The sequence below is a fragment of the Nocardia carnea NBRC 14403 genome, assembly GCF_000308515.1.
GTDB classification, from domain to species: Bacteria; Actinomycetota; Actinomycetes; order Mycobacteriales; family Mycobacteriaceae; genus Nocardia; species Nocardia carnea.
In genome coordinates this window covers 1-5447 of sequence record NZ_BAFV01000017.1, presented here as the reverse complement: position 1 = coordinate 5447, position 5447 = coordinate 1, and the positions used below count along the sequence as shown (strand labels likewise).

Annotated in this window: 3 rRNA genes; all 3 read right to left on the bottom strand. The window is 56.2% G+C overall.

Features of this window, described 5'->3' with window-relative positions:
• Window positions 1-4 precede the first annotated feature (4 nt).
• The 3 genes from rrf to ON22_RS05300 all read right to left on the bottom strand — a co-directional run bounded on the left by rrf (window position 5) and on the right by ON22_RS05300 (window position 5244).
• A 5S ribosomal RNA gene (rrf, locus tag ON22_RS05310) occupies window positions 5-121 on the bottom strand.
• Window positions 122-274: 153 nt separating this feature from the next.
• Window positions 275-3406 (bottom strand): 23S ribosomal RNA (locus tag ON22_RS05305).
• A gap of 321 nt (window positions 3407-3727) precedes the next feature.
• Window positions 3728-5244 (bottom strand): 16S ribosomal RNA (locus ON22_RS05300).
• Together the 16S, 23S and 5S rRNA genes form the textbook arrangement of a ribosomal RNA operon.
• Window positions 5245-5447 lie beyond the last annotated feature (203 nt).

Below are 5447 nucleotides of genomic sequence, written 5' to 3'. Positions count from 1 at the left end.
TATGTTCCGGCGGTGTCCTACTCTCCCACACCCTGTCGAGTGCAGTACCATCGGCGCTGGCAGGCTTAGCTTCCGGGTTCGGAATGGGACCGGGCGTTTCCCTGCCGCTATAACCGCCGTAACTCTATGAAACTATCCACAGAGAGCCACCCCCTGCTCCCGGAGTCCCGGATCAACCACCCTCGGGCGATCATCACCGACTCCCCGATTCTCGGGTGTCTTCTGTATCTGTGTGTTGTTTCAGATACTGCACAGTGGACGCGTAGCAACCTTTGTTTGTAAGCCCTCGGCCTATTAGTACCGGTCACCTCCACCAGTTACCTGGCTTCCAGTTCCGGCCTATCAACCCCATGGTCTGTAGGGGGCCTTAACCACTCTAGGTGGTGGGAAACCTCATCTTGGAACAGGCTTCCCGCTTAGATGCTTTCAGCGGTTATCCCTTCCGAACGTAGCCAACCAGCCGTGCCCCTGGCGGGACAACTGGCACACCAGAGGTTCGTCCGTCCCGGTCCTCTCGTACTAGGGACAGCCTTCCTCAAGTTTCCAACGCGCGCGGCGGATAGAGACCGAACTGTCTCACGACGTTCTAAACCCAGCTCGCGTGCCGCTTTAATGGGCGAACAGCCCAACCCTTGGGACCTACTCCAGCCCCAGGATGCGACGAGCCGACATCGAGGTGCCAAACCATCCCGTCGATATGGACTCTTGGGGAAGATCAGCCTGTTATCCCCGGGGTACCTTTTATCCGTTGAGCGACACCGCTTCCACATGCCGGTGCCGGATCACTAGTCCCGACTTTCGTCCCTGCTCGACATGTCTGTCTCACAGTCAAGCTCCCTTGTGCACTTGCACTCAACACCTGATTGCCAACCAGGCTGAGGGAACCTTTGGGCGCCTCCGTTACATTTTGGGAGGCAACCGCCCCAGTTAAACTACCCACCAGGCACTGTCCCTGAACCAGATCATGGTCCGAGGTTAGAGGTCCAATACGATCAGAGTGGTATTTCAACGATGACTCCACACACACTGGCGTGCATGCTTCACAGTCTCCCACCTATCCTACACAAACCGTACCGAACACCAATACCAAGCTATAGTGAAGGTCCCGGGGTCTTTTCGTCCTGCCGCGCGTAACGAGCATCTTTACTCGTAATGCAATTTCGCCGAGTCTGTGGTCGAGACAGCAGAGAAGTCGTTACGCCATTCGTGCAGGTCGGAACTTACCCGACAAGGAATTTCGCTACCTTAGGATGGTTATAGTTACCACCGCCGTTTACCGGGGCTTAAATTCTCAGCTTCGCGCCGAAGCGCTAACCGGTCCTCTTAACCTTCCGGCACCGGGCAGGCGTCAGTCCGTATACATCGTCTTACGACTTCGCACGGACCTGTGTTTTTAGTAAACAGTCGCTTCTCTCTGGTCTCTGCGGCCCAAACCAGCTCACGGCGTAAAGCCGGTCACCAGCTCGGGCCCCCCTTCTCCCGAAGTTACGGGGGCATTTTGCCGAGTTCCTTGACCACAGTTCTCTCGATCGCCTTAGTATTCTCTACCTGACCACCTGTGTCGGTTTGGGGTACGGGCCGTGTACCAACTCACTAGAGGCTTTTCTCGGCAGCATAGGATCACTGAATTCGCCTCAATCGGCTACGCATCACCTCTCAGGCACATGAATGGCGGATTTGCCTACCACTCGCCCTACAGGCTTACACCAGTACAACCACTGACTGGCCCAGCTACCTTCCTGCGTCACCCCATCGCTTGACTACTACACCCAGGGTCATGCGCAGCCCCATCCGGCCTCCCGAAGGAGGTCCATCAGGTTTTGGGCACTTAGCACAGATGATTCGCCATTGGGCGCGGATACACGGGTACGGGAATATCAACCCGTTGTCCATCGACTACGCCTGTCGGCCTCGCCTTAGGTCCCGACTCACCCTGGGCGGATTAACCTGGCCCAGGAACCCTTGGTCATTCGGCGGACGAGTTTCTCACTCGTCTTTCGCTACTCATGCCTGCATTCTCACTCGCGCAGCCTCCACAACTAGGTCACCCCGCTGCTTCCCTGGCTACACGACGCTCCCCTACCCAGCCACACCACTGCACACACCCCCGTAGGAGTATGTGGATGTATATGTGCGACTGCCGCGGCTTCGGCGGTGTACTTGAGCCCCGCTACATTGTCGGCGCAGGATCACTCGACCAGTGAGCTATTACGCACTCTTTCAAGGGTGGCTGCTTCTAAGCCAACCTCCTGGCTGTCTGCGCAATCCCACATCCTTTTCCACTTAGTACACGCTTAGGGGCCTTAGCCGGCGATCTGGGCTGTTTCCCTCTCGACTACGAAGCTTATCCCCCGCAGTCTCACTGCCGCGCTCTCACTCACCGGCATTCGGAGTTTGGCTGATTTCGGTAAGCTTGTGGGCCCCCTAGACCATCCAGTAGCTCTACCTCCGGTGAGAAACACGCGACGCTGCACCTAAATGCATTTCGGGGAGAACCAGCTATCACGGAGTTTGATTGGCCTTTCACCCCTACCCACAGCTCATCCCCTCAGTTTTCAACCTAAGTGGGTTCGGGCCTCCACGACGTCTTACCGTCGCTTCACCCTGGCCATGGGTAGATCACTCCGCTTCGGGTCTAGAACATGCGACTCAAACGCCCTATTCGGACTCGCTTTCGCTACGGCTACCCCACACGGGTTAACCTCGCCACATGCCACTAACTCGCAGGCTCATTCTTCAAAAGGCACGCCATCACCCCCAGCAGTAAACTGCTCGAAGGCCCTGACGGATTGTAAGCGCACGGTTTCAGGTACTATTTCACTCCCCTCCCGGGGTACTTTTCACCTTTCCCTCACGGTACTAGTCCGCTATCGGTCACCAGGGAGTATTCAGGCTTACCGGGTGGTCCCGGCAGATTCACAGCAGATTTCACGGGCCCGCTGCTACTCGGGAACCCACTACAACAGAGAACGTGTTTTCGCCTACCGGACTCTCACCGTCTACGGTTGGCCGTCCCAGACCAATTCGACTAACACGATCTTTTCTGACTGTTGCTTGTCACGGCAGTAACAAGAAAGTGAGCCCCACTACCCCACACGTGCAACCCCTGCCGGGTATCACACACGCATGGTTTAGCCTCATCCGCTTTCGCTCGCCACTACTCACGGAATCACATGTTGTTTTCTCTTCCTGTGGGTACTGAGATGTTTCACTTCCCCACGTTCCCTCCACACCAGCTATATATTCACTGGCGGGTAACACGACATCACTCGTGCTGGGTTTCCCCATTCGGACACCCTCGGATCACAGCTCGGTTGACAGCTCCCCGAGGCTTATCGCAGCCTCCTACGTCCTTCATCGGCTCCTGGTGCCAAGGCATCCACCGAACGCTCTAAAACACTTACAAAACAAAGATGCTCGCGTCCACTGTGCAGTTCTCAAACAACACACCCACTCGAACCGAACTCCTGGACTCACCGACAGAGCCGGCAGTATCTCAGAAAATCCGAGCAGATCATGTTTATTGCCTGGAAAGAACGCCTGTTCTTTCAGGACCCAACAGTGTGTTGATATATCCACCAGCACCGAGAACTACAGCCTCAGCCATACGTGATGGAGATTGTCAGCGTTCCACCCATGAGCAACCACCGGAAAACATTCGTTTCCGAAGTGGCTCTGCCACAACCCGCACCCACCACTGTGGGCCGGCGTGGAGAATGCTCCTTAGAAAGGAGGTGATCCAGCCGCACCTTCCGGTACGGCTACCTTGTTACGACTTCGTCCCAATCGCCGATCCCACCTTCGACGGCTCCCTCCACAAGGGTTAGGCCACCGGCTTCGGGTGTTACCGACTTTCATGACGTGACGGGCGGTGTGTACAAGGCCCGGGAACGTATTCACCGCAGCGTTGCTGATCTGCGATTACTAGCGACTCCAACTTCACGGGGTCGAGTTGCAGACCCCGATCCGAACTGAGACCGGCTTTAAGGGATTCGCTCCACCTCACGGTATCGCAGCCCTCTGTACCGGCCATTGTAGCATGTGTGAAGCCCTGGACATAAGGGGCATGATGACTTGACGTCGTCCCCACCTTCCTCCGAGTTGACCCCGGCAGTCTCTCACGAGTCCCCGCCATTACGCGCTGGCAACATAAGATAAGGGTTGCGCTCGTTGCGGGACTTAACCCAACATCTCACGACACGAGCTGACGACAGCCATGCACCACCTGTACACCGACCACAAGGGGGCCTACATCTCTGCAGGTTTCCGGTGTATGTCAAACCCAGGTAAGGTTCTTCGCGTTGCATCGAATTAATCCACATGCTCCGCCGCTTGTGCGGGCCCCCGTCAATTCCTTTGAGTTTTAGCCTTGCGGCCGTACTCCCCAGGCGGGGTACTTAATGCGTTAGCTACGGCACGGATCCCGTGGAAGGAAACCCACACCTAGTACCCACCGTTTACGGCGTGGACTACCAGGGTATCTAATCCTGTTCGCTACCCACGCTTTCGCTTCTCAGCGTCAGTTACTTCCCAGAGACCCGCCTTCGCCACCGGTGTTCCTCCTGATATCTGCGCATTTCACCGCTACACCAGGAATTCCAGTCTCCCCTGAAGTACTCAAGCCTGCCCGTATCGACCGCAAGCTCGGGGTTGAGCCCCGAGTTTTCACGATCGACGCGACAAGCCGCCTACAAGCTCTTTACGCCCAGTAATTCCGGACAACGCTCGCACCCTACGTATTACCGCGGCTGCTGGCACGTAGTTGGCCGGTGCTTCTTATACTCCTACCGTCACTTTCGCTTCGTCGGAGTCGAAAGAGGTTTACAACCCGAAGGCCGTCATCCCTCACGCGGCGTCGCTGCATCAGGCTTCCGCCCATTGTGCAATATTCCCCACTGCTGCCTCCCGTAGGAGTCTGGGCCGTGTCTCAGTCCCAGTGTGGCCGGTCGCCCTCTCAGGCCGGCTACCCGTCGTCGCCTTGGTAGGCCATTACCCCACCAACAAGCTGATAGGCCGCGGGCTCATCTCGCACCGATAAATCTTTCCACCCACAGTCATGCAACTGCAGGTCATATCCGGTATTAGACCCAGTTTCCCAGGCTTATCCCAGAGTGCAAGGCAGATCACCCACGTGTTACTCACCCGTTCGCCGCTCGTGTACCCCGAAGGGCCTTACCGCTCGACTTGCATGTGTTAAGCACGCCGCCAGCGTTCGTCCTGAGCCAGGATCAAACTCTCCGTTGAAGACTCACAATCACACCCGAAGGCGCAATCAAAAGTACAAACTAGAGTCCGAAAACCTAGCAAAACAAATCGCCAGCTGGAATTTAGCTGACTTAAATGTTCGGCCCTCCACACGGGGGTATGAAGAACCGAAACCAAATTAAATATTTGGCACTGACATTCATCAACACACTATTGAGTTCTCAAAGAACACACGCACACAA